Genomic DNA, 21,254 nt, shown 5'->3' with positions numbered 1-21,254 from the left:
TCCTCCGGGGGAGGAAACGTGCCACCACGCGCCGGGCACTGCGCGCTTGCCCAGCGAACACCCGAGCGTGCGCGATCCCATCGGGTCAGTACATTCACCCGAACGGGGCGTTGAGAACATGGTCCGATCGGCGCGAGCGTGCTGACGCGGTTCTCGTACTCGCGACGGGCCTTGCGCCGGGCCGGAACAGCCGGGACATCCTGGCCGCCGTCGAGCGGCTGGCAGCGGTCGAGGAACTGACGGTGCACGGCGGGGACTGTGGTCACGCGCAGGGTGTAGCCCTGGCCGCGCCGAACCGTTGCCCCCTTGTCGAGCGCAGTCCGCTCGGCGGGTTCCAGGCCGGCCGAGCGGAGGGGTCGGCGACCTTGACCGGCATGCCGAGGGTGACCGACAGTTCCGAGGCGGGGACGTCCTCCTCGATGGCGGTGTGGTCGGGCGGGAGGACGGCGACAGCCGTGCGGATCGCGCCGCGACTGACGCTGTGGTCGCGCGCGGTCAGAGCTTGCAGGAGAGCCGCTGCATGTCCTGTGCGGTGGGTTTGAAGATGGATTGGTAGTCCCCGGTGGAGGTGTCGGCTCCGGAGTACTTCTGTGCGGCTACGGGGAAGTTGTTCTTGAAGTCCTGGGCCCACTGGTTGTCGAGGAAGGCGCTCAGTAGTTCGTCGAGCTTGGCGCAGTCGGCGTGATGGCCCCCAAGGATGCCGATGCCCGTGTACTGGAGTTCACCGAAGACGCCGGGGAGTACCACCTGGTACTTCGTGGGGTTGGAGTTCACGTAGCCGTAGAGGATGAGCGCGTCGCTGAAGACGGCGTCGGTGTCGGAGCGGTCCAGGAGGTTGAGGCAGTCCTGTGTGGTCTGCACCTGGGTGGCCATGTTCGCGCCGGGAATCTTCGTCCTGGAGCCGGTCGATCCCTCGACGGTGCAGACGCTCTTGTCCTTCAGAGCGGCCTTGTGCGTGAACCGCTTGTCGTCCGCACGAACCAGGAGTGCTTGCGGGGAGACCATGTAGGGGCCGGCGAAGTCGATGCCCTTCTGATTCCGCTCCGGGGTGATCGAGTACGTGGCGATGACGAGTTTGAGGCTGCCGTCCAGCAGTCCGCTCTCCCGGCTCGCGTAGTCGATGATCGTCGATACCGTCTTGGCATTCTGCGCGGCGCCGATGTTCTTCATGACGTCGATGTCGAAACCGGACTGGTTGATGGTGCCGGTATCGAAGCCGGGTGCGTCGTTCACGGTGCCGACGACGATAGGGCTGGTGAGTACGGAATCGCCGCCTGACGAGCCCGGCCCGGAACAGTTGACCACCAACGCGAGGGTGAGCAGGCCGGCAAGCGTGATCGCGGTGTGGCGCGCCTGGCGCACGATGGTTCTCCCGCCATGGTGGGTGTACGGAGGGGTGATGGGGGAGTGCTAGTTGGAGAGCGTGACTTTGGACAGGCTCAGGTCGACCGCGCAGTTGGGATCCCGGGGGTTTTCCACGCGCACGGTGAGAGTGATCTGCCGCTGGTTGGGGAGCAGCCGAATCCTGGCCGGTTCGCCCGGGACCGTGGTGATGGGAGTGGCGGGGCCGGCCGCCGAGGCATTGAGCAAGGACAATCCGGTCTCTGGACTGCAGTTGCCCTGCGCGCCGTCGGTATCGACGGCCTCGATGGTGACGGCGATGGTCTTCCGGGACACCGTGACGGGACTGTGGAAAGTGGCGGAGCCGCCGGGCAGCACTCCTCTGTTGCCCGTGAGGCTTGCCTCGGCCGTCACGTTCTTGTCCGTGTTCGCCTGGTGATACGCCCACAGTGGCCACATCGCGGAGGTCAGCAGGTCCAGGCACAGGATCGCGACGACCGACCAGGTGACCGCCTGCTGCGGAACTGACGGCATTCGCAGCGGTGCGAACAGGCCGAGGACCGCGACGACGACCGCCACCAGGCCGCCGAAGCCGGCGACGACGCGCGACAGTCCGTCGGTAGTGATCGCGAGAGTGACCAGCAGAGCCACTGTCCAGATCGCAGCTACCACGCAGGCTGGTAGGAACCAACCAGGAGGTGCTGGTACGGGAGGAGGTGGGGCCGGGTCGGGATCGGCGGGGTCCGGGGGCGTTGCCCCGTCGTCCGGATCATCGCCTGGTAAGGGTGGTTCGGCCATGGCAGTGCATCCCCCGAAGTTCCGGCCGACGGTATGTCAGCTGAAGCGGAACCCAACCCTTGCATGCCGCACGGCCGCCCCGCAGGGAATACGCATGTTGGCCCGCCGGGCCTCTGTACCCGTCCGGTTGTGGTTCATCGGTCTGTCGTGGATCAATGCGGTACGACTGCGCGCAGTCCTGGCTGCAGCCCGAGGCGGATGCCCCTGAGCGCAGAGTCTCCGCACGTCCTGAGCCGCACCGCACCAACTGATTCGCGCTCGGTGTCGGTCTGGCTTCGCCAACGGAGGTAGTGGCGCGCAACCGGCATGACGCCAAGAAGAAAAGAGCAAATTCCCGCACTGGCGTTCGTGTCGAATCGATGACGCGCCGGAAAGAAGATATTTACTTCGGTACAGGGTAGGACGTAACCATGATCGCCGAGATAGGCTGCTGCTTCACTCTTTGTATGAGTGAACTATTGGGGGGATCATGGAGGTTGCTGTTCAGGCTGCGTATATTACCGGCTCCGGCTTTGTGCTGGCAGCGGTCGTTTCGGCGAGTGCGGCGATCTATCAAGCGAGACGAAACAGTGTGACGGGCCCAAATGCTCCCATCGGCTCTGCTGTGAGACCGGGCTCCAGTGGGGACCCGTCGAGATACGACTCGAGTCCTCAAAAACTATGGATGTTAACATCTGGGTTGCTCTTCCTGTCCATTGCCCCGTTGCTGGTATTGCTGCTCTCCGATGGGTCGGAGAGCAGCAATAGTGGTGCTCCATCGGGGGTCAATTCGACCAGTGCGCCTTCCGCGAAGCCCCCGCCGGGCAGCCTGGTCCCAACGACCGGCGCGTCCTCTTTCGATGGGCCGCAGGGAGGTTCCGCCCCGCCAACTGGGGCCCCTTGCTCGGCAAAGGTGAGAATCGTCTCGCCAGTCAGCGGGAGCCAGGTCGATGGTGCGCGCGGCGTACGAATCGAGGGCGACGCCTGTGGCCTGAGCAATGAGTCAGCATGGCTCTTTGATTACGACTACGGAAGCAAGTCGTACTACGAGGACTACGGAGATAGCCCAGGGCCCATTGTATCCAGAAATGGAAAATGGACCTTTATCAACAGCCCGATCGGGAATAAGGGCGATGATCGGGTCAAGTACACGCTCACACTTGTTCTCGCTTCTCCGGATTGCAATGGCAAATTACGTGCAATCAAACCGGACGGCACTGAATACTCTATTTCGGAAATGCCTCCCGGTTGTGTAATCGCCCAAGGAGTCGATGTCTATGTAACTTATTGAATTCGGGCGTTCGAAGTTGGAGTTCGACGTCCTTCTTTGATTTCCAGTGTGGTGGACACATCGCTCCAGGGGCGCTCTCCGCCGAAGCCCCGCATCTCGCCGAGGACTCGCCCCTCCGCCTGCGAGTCAGTCGAGCCCCCGCCCCGCCCACGCTTCACCACGCCCGAGACAGCGCAGAGATCAACTACGGGACGGCCTTCGGTGGATGAGTCATGCCTGTGCGGCGTTGACGCTCGTGCAGTGGTGGATCTGGATAGGTGCGCCCGCCGTGAGCGACCCTCCGGACGCGTCCAGGCATCGGCTGCCGACTGCGGAGACGACCTGGGCCGGAACAGCATTGGGGATCGCCGGCGCGAAGCCAGCGGATGACCTGTCGTGCACGGGTCATGCGTCCCAAAATTCGAACCCTGCCGGACCTTCATCCGACGTCGCCCGCCCGCCCGCTGTTCGGCCAGTGGGTGAGCGGTCGTGCCCGTCGGGTGTGCCCTGTGCGGTGAAAGATCGTCGGCGACCTCGACACCTTCGTGGATACCGGCATGCGCTCCTGCAGCGCTGGGGACGAGAACCCGTACCGCCTGGCCCGGGGGCCCCGGGGGGGCACTGTCAACCACCCATTAGAAGGAGACACGCCGGAAGATGATCGTTCCTGCAGCCCTGACCGCCTAATCTGCAGGCGGATCGCTGAGCGGTCGTCGGTACGGCCGCCCAGCGGCTGTTCCCAGTTTTCTGTAGCGGAGGTAGCTGTCCTGTGTCGCCCCACGTCAATCCCACTGTCGGAAGACGCCGACTGGGATCGGAGTTTCGCGCGCTTCGACAGAGCAGGGGTTTGACAGCCCAGCAAGTGGCAAAAAAGTTGCTGGTCTCGCAGGCAAAGATCAGCCTTCTGGAGAACGGTCGCCGCAGGGTCAACTCACGCGATGTCCGCGATCTCTGCGAGGTGTATGAAGTTCAGGATCCACAGGTTGTCGATGCCCTGATGCGAATGGCCGAGGAATCGGGTCAATCCGGGTGGTGGAAGGAGTACGGCGACATCCCGCACAGCGTCTACATCGACCTCGAAACCGATGCTGCGGCCATCCGCTGCTACGAATCCATGGTGATCCCCGAACTGCTGCAAACTCCGGCCTACGCCCGAGCAGTTATTGCAGGAACGATCCCGCACGCTACGGCAGAGCAGGTCGACACGTGGGTTCACGTACGGTTGCGCCGTCAATGGCGGGTCGACGACCTGGACCACGCACTGCACTTGTGGGTCGTGCTGGACGAGTCGGCCTTGCGTCGCGTCGTAGGCGGTGGCGAGGTCATGCGGGAGCAGCTGGAGCGGCTGCTGGACCTCGGCGGCCGACCGCACGTCACCGTGCAGGTCATCCCGCACCACGCGGGAGCGCATCCTGGCATGGCTGGGCGGTTCTCGATCGTCGAGTTCGCCGACGCCTCGGACCGGAAGGTTGTGTACCTGGAAGGGTTGACCAGCGATCTCTATCTGGAGAAACCCCCCGACGTGCAGCGCTGCGGCGTCATCTACGAGAGTTTGCAGGCCAGGGCGCTGGACCCGGTCGCTTCCGGGCAGCTCATCACTGATGTCATCAAGTCGTATATCGGGGCGGAGTTCCAAGACTCCACACGGCCCGATGCGTCGCCACCGCCCGGAGGCTGACCGGCGAAGAAGCTGATGGGCAGGGTGCCGCCGCCGCGGCGGACGAAGACACCTGCTCGCGCTGGCGGCGCGCGGCGGAGTCGATGACGATCCGCCGCGCGCTGCTCGTAGCCGTCGCCTGTGCGGGCGACGGCTACGAGCGCTCAACGCGCTGCTAGGTGCAGGTTCAGCTGCGGCCTCGCCCATCCGCACGGTGAGTGGGCATCACATGCCCTGCCCCGGCGTTGGTGCTACGCGCAGTCGCTGTCGTGATCTCAGTGATCGGCGCCGTAGGCACCGTGGATGTCGTGCGGCTGGCCCTGGTCATCGTGACCCTGAGGCTGGTCACCGTAGCCGTGGTTGCCGGATTCTCCGCCGTTGTCACCGCCGGGGTAACCACCGGTTTCTCCGCCGTTGTCACCGCCGGGATAGCCACCGGTCTCTCCGCCGTTGTCGCCGCCCGGGTAGCCGCCAGTGGTACCCGCGGTGGGGCTGCCGGTGGTGCCTGCCGAGGCGCTGCCCGTGGTTCCGGCGATGAGACCGCCAGGGGTGCCGCCGATGACTCCACCGGTCAGGACGCCGCCGAGCAGACCGCCGTTGGTGCCACCCGTTGTCACTCCGGCGATCAGGCCGCCCGAGGTGGTTCCGCCGGTTGCGGTGCCACCGGTACTCGTGCCGGCGATCAGGCCGGTACCACCGGTGATCACGCCACCCGCGGTGCCGGCCGCACACGTGGCCCGGGTGATCTTGTTGGTGTCCAGGGTCACCGAGCCGTTGCGCGCCAGCGCCCGGCCGTCGATGCTCGCACCCGTGGTGGCATTGATGGAGGTCAGCGCCATGATGGTGCCCACGAAGGTGGAGTTGGTGCCGAGAATGGCAGTACTTCCGACCTGCCAGAACACGTTGCACGGTGCGGCACCGTTGACGAGGAGCACGCGGCTGGCGGACGCCGTCGTCAGACCGGAGCCGACCTGGAAGACCCAGACGGCGTTCGGGTCGCCCTGGGCGTCCAGGGTCAGAGTGCCGGTGAGCCCGAGCGTGGAGGAGGCGGTGTAGACGCCCGGAACCAGCGTCAGGCCACCGGCGTCCGGGGGAAGGGCGCCGTTCGTGGCCTGGCCGGCAGCGTTGTTGTAGGCCGCGACCAGGTCGCTCTTGGCTTGCAGCGCCACCGCGTCGTGGGAGTGCTGAACTCCGTTCACCAGGCCGGGCGGGAAACCGGTGATCGACGTACCCGGATCCACTCCGAGGTCTCCGGTGATCACCGAAGGACCGGTGTTGGTGACCGACTCACCGGACAACACCGCGAAACTGGCCGCCGTCGCCAGCGGTACGGGGGTGGCGATGGCCTGGGCCGGGCTCGACGTCATGGCGACCATCAGAGCGGCCATGACTGCCGCGACCACCGCCGCGATCCAGGCCGAAAGGGTGCGTGCATGGGGGACTACAGGGGCATTCAGGGTCATCGAGGGGCCAACTCCTGTGTGGGGGTAGTGGCGCAATCGGTGCTTCTTTGCCAAACAGAGGCGCCGACTTCTGTCACCGGCATATTACGGAGTCACGTAATCCGGAATGCGACGCATTCGGGTGATCGGGGAACGTCACCCATTTGCGACCGTGCTGCGATAACCATACGAACTTGTTCGGCGGACGTGTCCGTTAAGCAACGGATCTCTAACGCCGTTTCATATGTGGGGTGTTGGAGTTTCCCTGCGGGCTGAGGGAGATTGCGGAGCTCTCTTTCCGTTCCGCACTTACCTGGCCTTCCGCGGATTTCTGCGGTCCCCGCGGCCGGCCTTGCGGCAGACCTCTGCCGCTACCAACGACCCCTCCGCCTCGCCGCATACGAAACGGTCTTGATCTTCAGTGGCACGAACTCGCGTCCGTCATCGTTCGGCCCGGTCCGCTCCATGATCTGGGCAGGACGAGAACCCCCGCGCCGATGACGTCGGACTCGGCCACGGCCACGGCCACGGGGAGCCTGCGGAGCAGGTTCGCCGTGGCCGTGGCCGATCAGGTGAGTCAACGGCGCCGCGACCCTGCCGCGACCGGGTTGCCGATGGTCATGGCCGTGCCGGCTGCCCGATGTCGAGTTGGTCTTCGAGGGCGACGATGCGGCAGGCGGTTTCGATGGCGGTGCCCTGGTCGACGAGTTCGCGGGCGCGGGCGGCGATGCGCAGTTGGTAGCGGGAGTAGCGGCGGTGGCCGCCCTCGGACCGCAGGGGGGTGATCAGGCGGGCTTCGCCGATCGCGCGGAGGAACGCTGCGTTGGTGCCGATCATTTCGGCGGCGCGGCCCATGGTGTAGGCGGGGTAGTCCTCGTCGTCGAACCGGTCGGACGGGCTCGGGCCGGCGGGATTCGTAGGGGGCTGGTCGGTCATTACGCCTCTTCGTGTCTGATGGTCATGCGGCCTCCTGGGGAAACGCGTGGAGGGGCCCCGGGAGCCGTACTGGCTTCCGGGGCCCCATGGGGCGGATCAAACACCATCTACTTCTACTACCGGCGCGTGCGTGCCGGTCCTGCCGTATTCGCATCGCCGCGTCGGGGGAACACGGAATGCAGGGATCTTGAATGCCTGACCGGGGACCACCTTCCAATCCGGGGCCTTGCGAGTGCCTGCACACACCTGCCGTGCGGGCGATCCTGATGGTGTCGCTCCGAACCTTTCCTGCTCGTACCTGAACGACGAAAAACTACTGACCTGCTGGTACTTCAGATACTGCGGTCCTGCGATCACAACTGCTGGTGGCCTTCACTGCACCGCCGTCCGGCAGCCAGCCCCGTCGCCCGTCCCGCAACTGCTCTGGCTCAGAACCCCACTGCCGAACCTCCTGGCGCGCGCGCCCGCAGCCGGCGCCTTCACCAAGAGACCACTCATCCACTGCTGTACTGCTGGTACCGCTGTCAGAACTGCACTTGCTCTCCTGCGCGGCAGTTCGTGTCTGCCGCGCCCTGCTTCCCTCTTGGCTACGACAGGAACACTACCCACACTCGCAGGCGAATGTCTACTGCCATCAGGATAGATTTCCGTGCCAGTGGGGGGCAGGCATACTGCTCCCGCCCAGCACGACCAGAGAGTGCGCCAGAGCCCGGAAGGGGCAGGAGAACGGCATGCGAAGCGAACGCTCCCCGGTCCCGGAGACCGACATCTGCGACCTGTGCGCCCGACGGCTTACCCAGGGATGCCAACTGGGCGTCGTCCCGGACTCCTCCGCGATCCACGCCCGCAGCCCGGCGCGCGACGGCCGGCGACCGGTCGTCGCCTGCTCCCCCGAGCAGTTGGCCGTCCTGCAGCAGGAGTACCGGACGCGCCCGTACGTGCCCGAGGAACTGTGGGCCGGGCAGATCGACCGCGCGCAGGCGCTTCAACCCAAGGCGCTCAGCAGGGATGCGCTGTCGGCGGCAACGGGCCTCAGCCACCTGGAAATCCAGCGGGCCCTGGCCTGGAAGAGACACCGCGACAGGCGACTGTACGAGCAGGACCGGCAAACACCCGAAGTCGGTTGAAGGAGCCGACCGTCCTTCTGTTCCCTTGCCGGTGCTGCCGGTGCTGCCGGTGCTGCCGGTCCCGCCGGTCCCGCCGGTCCCGCCAGTGCGTGGCGGACGGCACGGCGGCTTGTGGAGTGGGGGCGAACATCCTGCCGTCCGTCGATGGGGTCGGTCGGACCTCCGGAGGGTCCCGGTAGGCCCTGCTGTGCCCACTCCGGCTGCCTCAATGTGGAAGCAGGGACCGGTTCCCGCCGGGTCGTGTCGCCCCCTGATCCATCTGCCGAGAAGACGTGAGACCGTGCAGCACCGCACCGTACGAGATGTCATGACCCACCAGGTTGTGAGCGCCGACGCAGAGTGTTCCTTCAAGGAGCTCGTCGGGATGCTGGCCGACAACGACATCAGCGCCGTGCCGGTGGTCGATGGCCAGGGCAGGCCGGTCGGTGTCGTCTCCGAGGGGGATCTGCTGCGGAATCAGGCCTCCCGGCCGGACCCGCTGGGGCATGGGCAGCTCGCCGACCCCTCGGACCCGACAGGTGTCCAGCCCGAGGCCGCCGTCGGCCTGATGACCGGCCCTGCGCTCACCGCCCGGCCGGAATGGTCGGTCGTCGAGGCCGCCCGCGCGATGGAGCGTGACGGAGTGAAGCGCCTCGTGGTCGTCGACGAGATCGGGCGGCTGGCGGGCATCGTGAGCCGGAGCGACCTGCTGCGTGTCTTCCTGCGCACCGACCGCTTCATCCGGGAAGAGATCGTCAACGACGTCCTCGGCCGGACACTGCGGATCGCCGAGGGCGCGGTCCAGGTCCAGGTGCGGGAGGGCGTCGTCACCCTCCGCGGAACGCTCGGCCTGCGCAGCCTGGGCCTGCTCGTGGTCCGGCTCACGCAGGGCGTCGACGGGGTGGTGAACGTCCACGATCTGATGGTCTTCGACGTCGACGACGCCCCGGCCTTCCCGGAGCCGTCGGCCGCGCTGCCGGCGACCCCGTGACCGTTCTCGCATCCGCACCGCAGGCCACCGGCTCCGGAATCACCACGGCGGCCGGCCGGCCCGTCGACGACGCCCTCCGGGCGGCGGGTACGACGCGGGACGGTCTGTCGGCGGGCGAGGCGGCCGAGCGGCTGCGCACCTGGGGGCCGAATGCGGTCACCTCCCATCAGGCCAGGCTGCCGGCGGTGCTGTGGCGTCAACTGCGTTCCCCCTTGCTGGGGTTGCTGCTCGCGGCGGCGACGGCCTCGTACTTCGTCGGGCAGCGCGGTGACGCCGTGATCATCGGAGCCATCGTGGCCCTGTCGGTGGGGCTCGGGTTCGTGAACGAGTACCGCGCGGAGAAGGCCGCCGAGGCGCTGCACGGCCAGATCCACCACGAAGCGGTGGTTCTTCGGGACGGCCGGCCCTGCAAGGTCGACGTCACCGAGCTGGTGCCGGGCGATGTCGTCGAGCTGAAACTCGGAGAGATCGTTCCGGCTGACATCCGGCTTCTTGACGTTGTGAGTCTGGAGTGTGACGAGTCGGTCCTGACGGGGGAGTCGCTGCCGCTGCCCAAGGGCACGTCCGCGGTGCCGTCCGGTACCCCGCTGGCCGAGTTGTCGGGCTGCGCACTGATGGGCACCGTCGTGCATGCCGGCAGCGGCAGGGGGGTGGTGGTGACCACCGGCGCCGCGACGGAGTTCGGGAAGATCGCGGCAGGCCTGGGCACGCACCAGTTGGAGACCGAGTTCCAAGTCGGACTGCGCCGGTTCTCGATGCTGCTCGTCTACGTCGCGGGTGCGCTGACCACGTCGATCTTCGCCGTCAACGTCCTGCTGCACAAACCGCTGTTGGAAGCGCTGCTGTTCTCGCTGGCGATCGCCGTCGGGATCACGCCGCAGCTGCTGCCGGCCGTGGTGTCGACGAGTCTGGCCGCCGGGTCCCGGCGGATGAGCCGGCGGAAGGTGCTGGTCAAGCGACTGGTGTGCATCGAGGACCTCGGGGACGTCGATGTGCTGTTCACCGACAAGACGGGCACGCTGACCGCCGGCCGTATCGACTTCATGCGGGCGCTGCCCGCCGACGGCTCCACCGGGGACGAGCTGCTGCGCTGGGGTCTGCTGTGCACGGAGAGCGGCGGCGCGGACGGTCCGGCGGTGGGAGGCAATCCGCTGGACGCGGCCCTGTGGGAGTCTGCCGCGTCGCAGCGCCTGCGCGGGACCCTGGCGGGCAGTACTCGGCTCGGGTTGCTGCCGTTCGACCACGACCGGCGCATGGTCTCCGCCGTGGTGCGTGACAGCGCGGGTGTGACGACGCTGGTCACCAAGGGCGCTCCTGAGAGCGTGCTGGAGCGCTGCGTCGACGTACCCGACGCGGCCCGCGAAGCGCTGGCCGCCGAGTTCGCCGCAGGGAACCGCGTGGTCGCGGTGGCCACCCGTACCCCGGTGGGCGGGGAACGGCCCACCGCCGCGGATGAACGAGGCCTGCGTCTCGCCGGCCTGTTGGTCTTCCTCGACCCGCCCAAACCCGACGCGGCCGCGGCGCTGCTGAGGCTGGCCGGTCTGGGGATCACGGTCAAAGTCGTCACAGGGGACAATCCCGCGGTCGCGGTCAAGGTCTGCGACGACCTCGGACTGCCCGCCGGACGGGCATTGACCGGGGTGGATCTCGACGCGCTGGACGACGCCGAACTCGCCGCGGCGATCGTACGCACCACCGTCTTCGCCCGGGTCAGCCCTGAGCACAAGGCACGTATCGTCCGGATCCAGCGGACGACCGGCGGTGACGTCGCGTTCCTGGGCGACGGCGTCAACGACGCACTGGCTCTGCACGCCGCCGACGTGGGCATCTCCGTCGAGTCCGGCACCGACGTGGCGAAGGACGCCGCGGACGTGATCCTGCTGGAGAAGAACCTGGACGTGCTGGCGGACGGCGTGGTGGAGGGGCGGCGGATCTTCGCCAACACCATCAAGTACGTCCTCATGGGCACGTCCAGCAACTTCGGCAACATGTTCAGCGCGGCCGGCGCGTCGTTGTTCCTGGGATTCCTGCCGATGCTGCCGTCCCAGATCCTGCTCAACAACCTGCTCTACGACACCAGCCAGCTGGCGATCCCCACCGACCATGTCGACGAGGAGCAGCTGCGCAGGCCCTCGCACTGGGACATCGGCTTCATCCGCCGCTTCATGGTCTGCTTCGGTCCGATCAGCTCGGTGTTCGACTTCGCCACGTTCGGCGTCATGCTGTGGGTCTTCCACTCCGGACCGGTCCAGTTCCGCACCGGCTGGTTCGTGGAGTCCCTGGCGACCCAGGCGTTGGTGATCTTCGCGATCCGCACCCGCCGCAGCCCGTTCTGGCGCAGCCGTCCCAGCCTGCCGCTGACCCTGGCCGCCTTCGGGGTGGTCGCGGTGGGAGCGGTACTGCCGGCAACACCCCTGGCGCACACACTCGGCTTCGCGCCGCTCCCGCTGGGCTTCTTCGCCGCCCTGGCGGCCATGGTGGTCTGCTACCTGGGTCTCATCGAGATCGGGAAACGGCTCTTCTACCGGAAGCAGTCCGCCGCTCCGACCGATCCGATCCGAAAGCGGGACCCCTGGCGGCATCTGCGGCGTCGTGGGGCCGGCTTCAGCGTCCCCGGCCGGTTGGGCCACCACAGCCCTGTACGAGCCGGCTGAACGGGGACGGCCGGACCCCTGCGGCGAGCCCTCGCCGGCCGTGCAGGCCGCCGGCAGGGCCGTTCGGCCCCCGGAGGGACCCGCAAGGCCCCTCCGCTTCCGTTCCTCCGCCTGTGAGGCTGGAAGTGAGCGGGATACCGCACACCACTCCGCGACTTCGCGCGGTACACCATCGACCGCGGTCCGACGACTCTCCGGAGGGCTCCATGTCCGACACGAGCGCGAACTCTTCTGACCGCCCCATCGTGGTGGGTACGGACGGCTCACCGCCCGCCCGGCACGCCGTGCTTCTCGCGCTGCGCGAGGCACAGCTGCGCGGTACCGGGCTGCGGGCCGTCTGCGCCTACGACTACGGGCCGGACCGCTACGCCGGCTACGAGTGGCTGACCGCGTCGGACGACGCCGGCCTGTACGTACAAGTGCGGGACATCGCTGAGCAGGCGGTGACCGACACGGTCGCCGAGCTCCAGAAGGAGCTCGGCGGCACACCGGTGGAGGTGGAGGTCGTGGTCGAACCGGGTCGCCCGTCGCAGGTGCTGCTGGAGGCCAGCGCGGACGCCTGCCTGCTGGTGGTCGGCTCCCGGGGTGCCAGCTCCTGGGGGCGTCTCATGACCGGCGCCGGTCCTGCCCGCCACACCGCCGCGCACGCTGCCCCGTGGGATGTCATCTGAGGGAGACATCGCACGACGTACGGAAAGGGCCGGCCTGAGGGCCGGCCCTTTCCGTCGATGCGCCGTTCAGCGGGTCCGGCTCAATCGCGCGGGGGAACGGTTAACTCGCTCTGCGGTGTCCCGGGAACGAGTAGGACCGGGCAGTGGGAGTGATGCAGCAACGCGGTCGCGACCGGACCGAGTTGAGGTCCCAGCAGGCCCGGCCGGAGGTGCGCGGTGACCACGATGACGGCCGCTCCGCAGGTGGCCTCCAACAGGGCGTGCGTAGCACCGGACCGTACGGTCCGTGTCTGCACGGGAACCTGCGGATACGTCTCCCGCAGCGGTGCCACGACCTGGCCGGGTACCGCCTCCTCCGTTCGCGCCCGCCGTGTGATGTCCTCCTGAAGGCGGCTGGTGGGTACCGGGGCGTATCCGACGGGCGGCAGATGCCGGTAGGTCCAGGCATGCAGGACCCGCAGCGGCGCTTCGCGCCGTGCCGCCTCGGCGAAGGCGTACCCGGCGGTGTCGGTGTCGGTGTCGTTCTCCAGCCCGAGCAGGACCTCACCACCGGGCCCTGAGCGGTCGTGCCACGCGGCGTGGTCGCCGCGCACGATCAGGAGGGGGCTCTGGGCGCGGGCCGCCACCCGCAGACTGACCGACCCGAACAGCCTCCCGGCGAACCCGGGCAGATCACGGGTGCCGACGACGGTGAGGGCCGCGTCCCGGCCACGGCTCACGATGGCCTCGGCCGCGTCGCCGACCACCGCAGCGGTGCTCACCGCGAGCGCCGGGTAGCGGTGGCGTGCGCGGGCCACAGCCGACGCGAGAACCGGTCCGGCCTCGTCGAAGCCGGGCACGGCATAGACGATCTCCAGACCGGTGGCGCGCCGGCCCGCCTCGACGGCGGCCTCGTCGAGCGCTCGCATCGATACGATCGAGCCGTCGACGCCGACGACGACGTGTCCAGCGGTCATGTCCGGTCCTTCGCGGGTCCGCTGCTCAGGACGACCTTCAGTGCACCGGTGTCGGCGGCCCGGGAGAAGACGTCGTACGCCTCCTCCATCCGGTGGAGCTCGAAGTCGTGCGTCACCAGGGACGACGTGGGCAGCCGCCCGGCGGCCATCATCCGCAGCAGGGCGGGGGTGGAGTACGTGTCGACGAGTCCGGTGCGGATCGTCAGGTTCTTGCTCCACAGGGTTTCCAGATGGAGTGTCGCGGGCTTGCCATGGACCCCGACGTTGGCCACCCGCCCGCCCGGGCGCACCATGCGGGTGCACATCTCGAAACTCGCGGGCACGCCCACGGCTTCGATGACCACATCGGCCCCCAGGCCGTCGGTCAGGTCCGAGACCAACTGCTCGGGGTCCTCCGCGGCGTTGACCACCGTGTCGGCGCCCATGCGCTTCGCTGCTTCCAGGCGGGCCGGCGCGAGGTCGACGGCGATGATCCGGCCCGGCGAGAACAGCTGAGCCGTGGTGATGGCGGCAAGTCCGATGGGGCCGGCGCCGACCACGACGACCGTGTCGCCAGGACCCACCCGCCCGTTCAGCACGCCGACCTCGTACGCCGTGGGATAGATGTCGGCCAGCAGAACGGCGTCCTGGCTGTCCACAGCGGCGGGCAGCAGGTGCACCGACAGGTCGGCGAACGGTACCCGGACGTACTCGGCCTGCGTGCCGTCGATCGTGTGGCCGAGGATCCAGCCACCGCCGCCGAGGCACTGCCCGTACGCGCCCTCCCGGCAGAAGCGGCAGCGTCCGCAGGCCGAGATGCAGGAGACCAGGACCCGGTCACCGGGCCGGACCGTACGAACACCGCTGCCGACCTCGACGACCTCGCCGACGGCCTCGTGGCCGAGGACGGTGCCTGGTGGGACCTCCGGTACGTCGCCCTTGAGGATGTGCAGATCCGTACCGCAGATGGTGACGGCATCGACGCGGACGATCACGTCATCAGGGTCCTGGATCCCCGGGTCGGGAACGTCCTTCCACGCGGACTGCCCAGGGCCGTGGAAAACGAATGCCTTCATGGCCGTTCCCTTCGTCGAATGCGTCCGGCGGCCCACTACGGCTTCCGCCCGGGAAATCCCGGCCGCGGGAACGGCCCGGCGGGGCCGGTGCCCGCTCCGCAGTCCCTCAGGTACAGCCTGACCCGGCACCGGTGCCGGCCGCTTGGGCCACTCGGACCCGGTACGGGGGTCCAACCGGCCCGCATCGCCGAAAGGCCATAGCGTGGACCCTCAGTACCTTCAGCACTCGCTCCCTGATGGAGGCCGCCGTGGCAGCCGGCAAGAAGTCCCGATCGAGCGCCCCGCGTCAGGAACGGCTGCCGCGGCGGCTGTACGAGAGCGAGCTGCTCCGACTGCAGACGGAACTGGTCAAGCTGCAGGAGTGGGTGCGTGCCGAGGGCGTCCGGCTGGTCGTGGTCTTCGAGGGACGTGACGCGGCCGGCAAGGGCAGCACCATCAAGCGCGTCACCGAGCGCCTCAACCCGCGGGTCGCCCGGATCGCCGCGCTGCCCGCGCCGACCGAGCGCGAGCGCACGCAGTGGTACTTCCAGCGCTATGTCGAGCAGCTCCCCGCCGCAGGCGAGATCGTGCTGTTCGACCGCAGCTGGTACAACCGGGCCGGTGTCGAGCACGTCATGGGGTTCTGCACCAAGGAGGAGTACGGACGCTTCCTGCACCAGTGCCCGATCTTCGAGCGGATGCTGGTCGAGGACGGCATCCTGCTGCGCAAGTACTGGTTCTCGGTGAGCGACGCCGTGCAGGAGGAGCGCTTCCGTGCGCGGCTCGAAGATCCCACCCGGCGCTGGAAGTTGTCACCGATGGACCTGGAGTCCGTCACCCGGTGGGAGGCGTACTCACGCGCCAAGGACGAGATGTTCGTGCACACCGACATCCCCGAAGCGCCCTGGAACGTCGTCGCCAGTGACGACAAGCGCAGCGCCCGGATCAACATGATCAACGATCTGCTGTCGGCGATCCCGTACCGCGAGGTGACGCGGCCGACACTGGAACTGCCCCCACGCCCTCCCTCCACCGGCTACGAGCGGCCGCCGCGCGACCTGCAGACCTACGTACCCGACCACGCGGCCGCCCTGGCGCGTGGCGGCGGGGCCTCCGACTGAGCCGGCGCCGCCGATGACCGGGCCTTGACGCCGGTGGCCGTCCGGATACGGGCCTTGGCGCCGTAGCCATCCGCCCCGCCACGTGTCACATGACCCTCTTCCGGGCCACCGCTGCCGTCCAGGGAGCTGCCGGCGGCACGGTCCGGAGACGTCAAGGCGTGCAGGACTGGTAGCCGTTCAGCCCTCCCAACTGCGGGACCAATGGCCCTCCTTGTGGCCCTGGCAGGCCCTCCATGCGGACTCGGACCCGAACCAGGATGAGGGCAGACGGCGATCCGGCCGTGCTCTGAAGTGGCGAGACGCACCGCCAGGCCTGACGACCACGGCCGCCGGCAACGCTCTCGCCCGCCAATCGAACCGAGGCACGCCATGCCCGTCCTGATGATTGCTGTCGTGGTCCTGCTCCTCCTGCTGATCGGTGCGATGGCCGTGAAGATCGTCAAGCAGTACGAGCAGGGGGTGCTGTTCCGGCTCGGCCGGGTGCTGGGCGAGCGCAAGCCCGGTCTGCGGCTGATCATCCCGTTCGTCGACGTCCTGCACCGGGTGTCGCTGCGGATCGTCACCATGCCGATCCAGTCGCAGGGCATCATCACCCGCGACAACGTCAGCGTCGATGTGTCCGCGGTCGCCTACTTCCGAGTGGTCGACCCGGTGAAATCCGTCGTCGCCATCGAGAACGTGTACGCGGCGATCGACCAGATCGCGCAGACCACGCTGCGCAAGGTCGTGGGCCAGCACACCCTGGACGAGACGCTGTCCGAGACGGACACGATCAACCTCGACATCCGCGAGATCCTCGACGTCACGACGGTCGAGTGGGGCGTCCAGGTGACGCTGGTGGAGCTGAAGGACATTCAGCTGCCCGACAGCATGAAGCGGGCGATGGCCCGGCAGGCCGAGGCCGAGCGGGAGAAGCGCGCGAAGATCATCAACGCCGAGGGCGAGTCGCTGGCCGCCGCGGCCCTCGGTGACGCCTCGGACGTCATGATGGCCCACCCGCTGGCCCTGCAACTGCGCAACCTGCAGAGCCTGGTGGAGATCGGCGTGGACAAGAACACCACCGTCGTCTTCCCGGCCCCGCTGATGAGCACCATCGGCGAACTCGGCTCCTTCCTGGCCCGCGAGACCGCGGCGGCGATCCCGGTCGCCCCGCCGGCGGCCAAGGACGCGGAAACGCCGCCCGTCACCAAGCCCGCGTTCGTCGACATCACGACCACCGACGCACTGGCCGGTTCCTCCAACGGCAGTCCTCGAGCGATCGGCAAGTAGCGGTGGTCGAGCCGGAGCCGGGATCGATGTGACGAACCGGACCCACTCCGGCCCGCAGGACGCCGTTCCCGTCGGGTGACACCGGCGCTACGGCCGTACCGATCGACGGCGGGTCCGTCGCCTTGACAGTGATCAGAAGTGAGGACGATCCCGTGACCGAGAAGGTCAACAACGCGCCGACCGAGGACGATACGACGTCCGGCTCCCCTGGCCGGACACCCGGGAAAGGGATGTTCGGGCTGCCGACCGCGACCGCGCTCGTCATCGGTTCCGTGATCGGTACCGGGGTGTTCGCCCTGCCGACCGCACTGGCACCGTACGGCCCGATCAGCCTGGTCGCATTCGTGCTCGTCACCGTCGGCGCGCTGGCCCTGGCCTTCACCTTCGGCGCACTGTCCAAGCGGGTACGGGGATCCGGCGGCCCCTACGTCTACGCCCGGGACGCCTTCGGCGACTTCGCCGGCTTCCTCAACGCGTGGTCCTACTGGATCACGGCGTGGGCGGGCAACGCGGCCATCGTCGTGGCCTGGGTCGGGTACGTGGAGGTGTTCTGGAACACCGGCCACGCCAAGGCCTGGTCGATCGTCATCGCCATGGTCGGACTGTGGATACCGGCGGTCATCAACCTCTCCGGCGTCCGGAACATGGCGGTCACCCAGATCGTCACCACCGTCCTGAAGTTCGTGCCGCTGCTGTTCATGGCCACCGTCGGGCTGCTGTTCATCAAGGCGCACAACTTCGGCGCCTTCAACGCCGGCGGCACCTCCGCCGGTGCGGCGATATCCGCCGCCGCGGCCATCGCCCTGTTCAGCTATCTCGGCATCGAGACCGCGTCGGTTGCCGCAGGCCGGGTACGGGACCCGCAGCGCAACGTGGGCCGGGCGACGATCCTCGGCACCGTCGGCTGCGCGGTCGTCTACATCCTGGGCACGGTGACGGTGTTCGGCACCGTCTCCAACGCGGCTCTGCAGAAGTCGGCCGCGCCGTTCACGGACTCGGCGGATGCCATCTTCGGCGGCCGGTGGGCCGGCCAGGCCGTTGCGGTCGCGGCGATCGTCTCCGGACTGGGCGCCCTGATCGGCTGGACCCTCATCGTCGCCGAGATGCCGATGGCCGCGGCGAAGGACCGCCTGTTCCCGGCCGCGTTCGGCCGCACCCGCAAAGGCGTTCCGGCGTTCGGGATCGTCAGCTCGACGCTGCTCGCCTCCGTCCTGACCGCTGTCAGTTACAGCCAGTTCGAGAAGGTCTTCACCACCCTCGTCCTGCTGTCCGTGGTCACCGCCGTGATCCCCTACATCTTCAGCGCCGGTGCCCAGCTGTACTGGCTGCTCACCCGCGGGCGCCAGACCCGGTGGCCGCACCTGCTCCGCGACTGCGGAGTCTCCGCCGTCGCCCTGGCCTTCTCGTTCTGGTCCCTCGCCGGCAGCGGCTACCAGGCCGTCTACTACGGGCTGTTCTGCCTGCTCCTCGGTCTGCCGGTCTACATCTGGCTCAAGGCCGCCCGCAACGAGTACGGCGAGACACCGGTGATCCCGGCCGGCGAGCCCTCCAGGACCCTCGCCACAGACGTCCCGCCCCAGCCGGTGGCTCCGGTGGACCCGCTCGTGGGGCACACGACGTGACCCGGCCCCCGACACCTTCCGGCACCGGCCCCCGACCTTCCCCGCTCGTCAAGGAGACCACCATGACCCGCACCCTCGGAGTGCATTCCGAAGTGGGCCCGCTGCGCGAGGCCATCGTCCACCGCCCCGGGCTGGAGCTGAACCGCCTGACGCCCGGCAACTGCGACGAACTCCTCTTCGACGACGTGCTGTGGGCCGACAAGGCCCGCGAGGAGCACGACACCTTCGTCCAGGTACTCCGCGACCGCGGTACGACGGTCCACCACTTCGACCACCTCCTCGCCCGGACGCTGGAGCGCCCGGAGGCACGGGCCTTCGTTCTGGACCGCATCTGCACTCCGGAACTGGTGGGCCCGACCCTGGCGGCACCTCTGCGACGGCTCGCCGACGAGGCGGACCCTTCGACGCTGGCCGAACTGCTCATCGGTGGAGTGACCCGCGCTGACCTGTCGCCCCTGCGAGTGCGCAGCCTGCGCTGGCAGAGCCTGGAACTGGACGACTTCGTCCTCGCGCCGCTGCCCAACACGCTGTTCCAGCGCGACAACTCGGCCTGGATCTACGGCGGCGTCACCATCAACCCGATGGCCAAGGCCGCCCGGCAGCGCGAGTCCCTGCACAGCCGCGCCGTGTACACGTTCCACCCGCTGTTCGCGGACGCGACCTTCCCGGTGTACTACGGCAACGACGACACCAACCATCAGCCGGCCACCCTCGAAGGCGGCGACATCCACGTCCTGGGCCGAGGTGTCGTCCTGATCGGGATGGGGGAGCGGAGCACCCCGACGGGCGTGGAGATCCTCGCCCGTGAACTCTTCCGCAGCGGACAGGCCACCACCGTGATCGCCGTCCAACTCCCCAAGTCACACGCCTTCATGCACCTGGACACCGTGCTGACGATGATCGACGTCGACACCTTCGTCCGCTATCCCTACCTCGACCCGAAGTCCCTGCGCACCTGGGTGATCGTCCCCGCCGACCCGCGGGAGACCGTCGAGCACGACACCGGCGGCCTGCACGTCGAGCAGCGGGACGACCTGTTCGCCACCATCGCCGACGCCTTGGGCCTGGACAAGATCAGGGTGCTGTCCGCCGACGAGGACGCGCGGGCGGCCGAACGCGAGCAGTGGGACGACGCCAACAACTTCCTCACCGTCGCACCCGGGGTCGTGGTCGGCTACGAACGCAACACCGTGACCAACGCGATGCTCCGGGACAACGGCATCGAGGTCATCAGCATCCCCGGCAGCGAGCTGGGCCGCGGCCGGGGCGGGGCACGGTGCATGACCTGTCCGACCCGGCGCGACGGGATCTGACCCCGCCCGCGACCCGCGCCCCGGCGAGCCCGTCACCATCCTCGATCAGCCCATTGTGAGGACTTCCCCCATGCCCGCTCAGACGCCCACGACCACCATCCACCACCGGCCCGGATCCCTCCTGAAGGAGCTCGACCTCGACAAGGCGGGATTCCTGGCGCTGATCACCGCGGCCGGGCAGCTCAAGGCAGCCAAGGCGAACGGCTCCGAGCGCCCCCAACTGGAGGGCAGGAACATCGCGCTGGTCTTCGAGAAGAGCTCCACCCGCACCCGCTGCGCCTTCGAGGTCGCCGCCCACGACCAGGGCGCACAGGTCACCTACCTGGGACCGGAGGGTTCCCACATCGGACGCGAGGAGTCGATCCGTGACACCGCCCGGGTGCTGGGCCGGATGTTCGACGGCATCGAGTTCCGCGGATTCGCCCAGGACACCGTGGAGGAACTGGCCGACCACGCCGGCGTCCCGGTGTGGAACGGACTCACCGATGAATGGCACCCGACCCAGATGCTCGCCGACGTCCTCACCATGACCGAGCACCACGCCGGCCCCGTCGAGGAGATCGCCTACTGCTTCCTGGGCGACGGCCGGAACAACGTGGCCCGTTCCCTGCTGATCACCGGCGCACTGCTCGGCATGGACGTCCGCATCGCCGCACCGCGCGACCTGTGGCCCCCGGACGAGGTGATCGCCGAAGCTGACAGGCTCGCCGTGACCAGCGGGGCCCGCGTGCTGGTGACCGAGGACGTCGAGCAGGGCGTGGCGGGCGCCGACTTCGTCTACACCGATGTCTGGGTCAGCATGGGGGAGTCGGACGAGCAGTGGAGTACCCGCATACCGCAACTGCTGCCCTACCGCGTCACCGAGAAAGTGCTGCTCGCCTCCGGCAAACCCGACACGAAGTTCCTCCACTGCCTGCCGTCCGTCCACGACCGCAGCACGCAGCTCGGCCGGCGGCTGTTCGACCGCTTCGGCCTCGACGGGGCGGAAGTCACCGACGAGGTCTTCGAGTCGCCGCACTCAGTGGTCTTCGACCAGGCCGAGAACCGCCTGCACACCATCAAGGCCGTCCTCGTCGCCGCCCTGGGCGCCTGAG

The 21,254-nt window shown here is 68.2% G+C and carries 17 protein-coding genes; 11 read left to right on the top strand and 6 right to left on the bottom strand.

The annotated features are described in order from the left end of the window. Positions 1-495: 495 nt before the first annotated feature. The gene (locus tag LNW72_RS06530; protein ID WP_250974505.1) at positions 496-1,362 is read right to left on the bottom strand and encodes a transporter substrate-binding domain-containing protein; all 867 of its coding nucleotides are present in this window, start codon (positions 1,360-1,362) and stop codon (positions 496-498) included. A gap of 48 nt (positions 1,363-1,410) precedes the next feature. Continuing rightward, positions 1,411-1,992: a hypothetical protein gene (locus tag LNW72_RS06525; RefSeq protein ID WP_250974504.1), complete on the bottom strand. Its 582-nt coding sequence runs from the start codon at positions 1,990-1,992 to the stop codon at positions 1,411-1,413. Between the two features lie 1,039 nt (positions 1,993-3,031). Between LNW72_RS06525 and LNW72_RS06520 the strand changes: the two genes are divergently transcribed. Both LNW72_RS06520 and LNW72_RS06515 read left to right on the top strand, forming a co-directional pair. Beyond that, a complete protein-coding gene (locus LNW72_RS06520) occupies positions 3,032-3,409 on the top strand; it encodes a hypothetical protein (RefSeq protein ID WP_250974503.1) in 378 nt (125 codons plus the stop codon). A gap of 748 nt (positions 3,410-4,157) precedes the next feature. Next, positions 4,158-5,066: a helix-turn-helix transcriptional regulator gene (locus LNW72_RS06515; protein WP_250974502.1), complete on the top strand. Its 909-nt coding sequence runs from the start codon at positions 4,158-4,160 to the stop codon at positions 5,064-5,066. Between the two features lie 254 nt (positions 5,067-5,320). On the opposite strand, the gene LNW72_RS41125 is transcribed toward LNW72_RS06515, so the two are convergent. Next, complete coding sequence (locus tag LNW72_RS41125; RefSeq protein WP_285369346.1) at positions 5,321-6,508, bottom strand: ice-binding family protein; 1,188 nt, start codon at positions 6,506-6,508, stop codon at positions 5,321-5,323. Positions 6,509-7,105: 597 nt separating this feature from the next. Then, positions 7,106-7,423, bottom strand: a complete 318-nt coding sequence (locus LNW72_RS06505; protein ID WP_250974501.1) for a MerR family transcriptional regulator — start codon at positions 7,421-7,423, stop codon at positions 7,106-7,108. A gap of 731 nt (positions 7,424-8,154) precedes the next feature. Here LNW72_RS06505 and LNW72_RS06500 point away from each other — a divergent pair. The 4 genes from LNW72_RS06500 (at position 8,155) to LNW72_RS06485 (ending at position 12,845) form a co-directional block, all read left to right on the top strand. Then, positions 8,155-8,550 carry a hypothetical protein gene (locus tag LNW72_RS06500; protein ID WP_250974500.1) on the top strand — a complete coding sequence of 132 codons (396 nt, stop codon included), beginning with the start codon at positions 8,155-8,157 and terminating at the stop codon, positions 8,548-8,550. 307 nt (positions 8,551-8,857) lie between these two features. After that, complete coding sequence (locus tag LNW72_RS06495) at positions 8,858-9,520, top strand: CBS domain-containing protein (RefSeq protein WP_285369344.1); 663 nt, start codon at positions 8,858-8,860, stop codon at positions 9,518-9,520. Beyond that, the gene (gene mgtA / locus LNW72_RS06490; protein WP_250974498.1) at positions 9,517-12,174 is read left to right on the top strand and encodes a magnesium-translocating P-type ATPase; all 2,658 of its coding nucleotides are present in this window, start codon (positions 9,517-9,519) and stop codon (positions 12,172-12,174) included. The genes LNW72_RS06495 and mgtA overlap by 4 nt, the downstream gene beginning before the upstream one ends. Positions 12,175-12,380: 206 nt before the next feature. Next, a complete protein-coding gene (locus tag LNW72_RS06485) occupies positions 12,381-12,845 on the top strand; it encodes a universal stress protein (protein WP_250974497.1) in 465 nt (154 codons plus the stop codon). Between the two features lie 80 nt (positions 12,846-12,925). On the opposite strand, the gene LNW72_RS06480 is transcribed toward LNW72_RS06485, so the two are convergent. Then, positions 12,926-13,801, bottom strand: coding sequence for a universal stress protein (locus LNW72_RS06480; protein ID WP_250974496.1), 876 nt, complete (start codon positions 13,799-13,801; stop codon positions 12,926-12,928). Next, positions 13,798-14,856: a zinc-dependent alcohol dehydrogenase family protein gene (locus LNW72_RS06475; RefSeq protein WP_250974495.1), complete on the bottom strand. Its 1,059-nt coding sequence runs from the start codon at positions 14,854-14,856 to the stop codon at positions 13,798-13,800. The genes LNW72_RS06480 and LNW72_RS06475 overlap by 4 nt, the downstream gene beginning before the upstream one ends. A gap of 248 nt (positions 14,857-15,104) precedes the next feature. Here LNW72_RS06475 and ppk2 point away from each other — a divergent pair, with 248 nt between their 5' ends. From ppk2 to argF, 5 genes are all read left to right on the top strand, one after another. Then, positions 15,105-15,956: a polyphosphate kinase 2 gene (gene ppk2 / locus LNW72_RS06470; protein WP_250974494.1), complete on the top strand. Its 852-nt coding sequence runs from the start codon at positions 15,105-15,107 to the stop codon at positions 15,954-15,956. A gap of 381 nt (positions 15,957-16,337) precedes the next feature. Beyond that, positions 16,338-17,225: a slipin family protein gene (locus tag LNW72_RS06465; RefSeq protein WP_250974493.1), complete on the top strand. Its 888-nt coding sequence runs from the start codon at positions 16,338-16,340 to the stop codon at positions 17,223-17,225. Positions 17,226-17,377: 152 nt separating this feature from the next. After that, positions 17,378-18,847, top strand: a complete 1,470-nt coding sequence (locus LNW72_RS06460; protein ID WP_250974492.1) for an amino acid permease — start codon at positions 17,378-17,380, stop codon at positions 18,845-18,847. 62 nt (positions 18,848-18,909) lie between these two features. Beyond that, the gene (locus LNW72_RS06455; protein ID WP_250974491.1) at positions 18,910-20,160 is read left to right on the top strand and encodes an arginine deiminase; all 1,251 of its coding nucleotides are present in this window, start codon (positions 18,910-18,912) and stop codon (positions 20,158-20,160) included. A 70-nt stretch (positions 20,161-20,230) separates the two neighbouring features. Then, complete coding sequence (argF, locus tag LNW72_RS06450) at positions 20,231-21,253, top strand: ornithine carbamoyltransferase (protein ID WP_250974490.1); 1,023 nt, start codon at positions 20,231-20,233, stop codon at positions 21,251-21,253. Position 21,254: the final 1 nt, after the last annotated feature.

The sequence above is a fragment of the Streptomyces sp. RKAG293 genome, assembly GCF_023701745.1.
GTDB lineage: Bacteria > Actinomycetota > Actinomycetes > Streptomycetales > Streptomycetaceae > Actinacidiphila.
Note: the sequence above shows the minus strand (reverse complement) of the source record. Positions and strands in the feature narration are given on the sequence as shown.

Coding starts and splice junctions, on each gene's coding strand:
- LNW72_RS41125 (WP_285369346.1), bottom strand. CDS start 6,508: ATGACCCTGAATGCCCCTGTAGTCCCCCATGCACGCACCCTTTCGGCC.
- LNW72_RS06505 (WP_250974501.1), bottom strand. CDS start 7,423: ATGACCGACCAGCCCCCTACGAATCCCGCCGGCCCGAGCCCGTCCGAC.
- LNW72_RS06500 (WP_250974500.1), top strand. CDS start 8,155: ATGCGAAGCGAACGCTCCCCGGTCCCGGAGACCGACATCTGCGACCTG.
- LNW72_RS06495 (WP_285369344.1), top strand. CDS start 8,858: ATGACCCACCAGGTTGTGAGCGCCGACGCAGAGTGTTCCTTCAAGGAG.
- LNW72_RS06485 (WP_250974497.1), top strand. CDS start 12,381: ATGTCCGACACGAGCGCGAACTCTTCTGACCGCCCCATCGTGGTGGGT.
- LNW72_RS06480 (WP_250974496.1), bottom strand. CDS start 13,801: ATGACCGCTGGACACGTCGTCGTCGGCGTCGACGGCTCGATCGTATCG.
- LNW72_RS06475 (WP_250974495.1), bottom strand. CDS start 14,856: ATGAAGGCATTCGTTTTCCACGGCCCTGGGCAGTCCGCGTGGAAGGAC.
- LNW72_RS06465 (WP_250974493.1), top strand. CDS start 16,338: ATGATTGCTGTCGTGGTCCTGCTCCTCCTGCTGATCGGTGCGATGGCC.
- LNW72_RS06455 (WP_250974491.1), top strand. CDS start 18,910: ATGACCCGCACCCTCGGAGTGCATTCCGAAGTGGGCCCGCTGCGCGAG.
- argF (WP_250974490.1), top strand. CDS start 20,231: ATGCCCGCTCAGACGCCCACGACCACCATCCACCACCGGCCCGGATCC.